Origin of the sequence: Helicobacter pylori (assembly GCF_014496485.1) — a bacterium.
Classification (GTDB): Bacteria; Campylobacterota; Campylobacteria; order Campylobacterales; family Helicobacteraceae; genus Helicobacter; species Helicobacter pylori_DD.
The window spans coordinates 1-597 of the sequence record NZ_JACTAX010000033.1; the positions used below are offsets into that span (position 1 = coordinate 1).

Annotated in this window: 1 pseudogene; it reads right to left on the reverse strand. The window is 30.3% G+C overall.

Going from position 1 to position 597, the window contains the following annotated elements:
- Positions 1-376: 376 nt before the first annotated feature.
- Positions 377-556 (reverse strand): annotated as a pseudogene (locus IC572_RS08050) (hypothetical protein).
- Positions 557-597 lie beyond the last annotated feature (41 nt).

Sequence of the window (597 nt, forward strand, 5' to 3'; positions counted from 1 at the left end):
CTCAAAACCCAATCGTTTTAAAATTTTAACTTACTCTGTCAAAAATTTTTATAGTTTAAGCAAACCTTAAGCTTTCTATGACTATACTTTCATTTCCTTGTTTCAGCAAGGGCTTTTAAAAAGCCGCCTGATACCTTACAAGGATAGCTATTAAAAGCGAACGATCTTTGAAAACTAAGCAAATTGATAGAAGTTCTTTTTAAAGGGATATTCTAAATGATTTAAGGATAACTTATTATAAAGAGTAAGGGTTTTTATAACTTTCATTCTTTTATAAGAAATTCTTATCCAACCAGTGCCAGTCAATTTCATTGATTATGATGATTATATCATTATGATTAATTATAATTGATGACTGAATGGCATGAGAGTATTTTTAGGTTAGCGTTTGGCTAAACCTTTTTAAAAAGTTTCTTTCTGTTTTGTTGTTGTAATACTTAAGAACACAACCCGTTTTATTCAATAACCAAATAAAACGAGTTCTTGTGATACGCTAAAGCTATTGTTAGAAATAATGATAGCCTATCAAAAAACAAAAGAGCTTTAGGACAAACACTTTTATGGAGAGTTTGATCCTGGCTCAGAGTGAACGCTGGC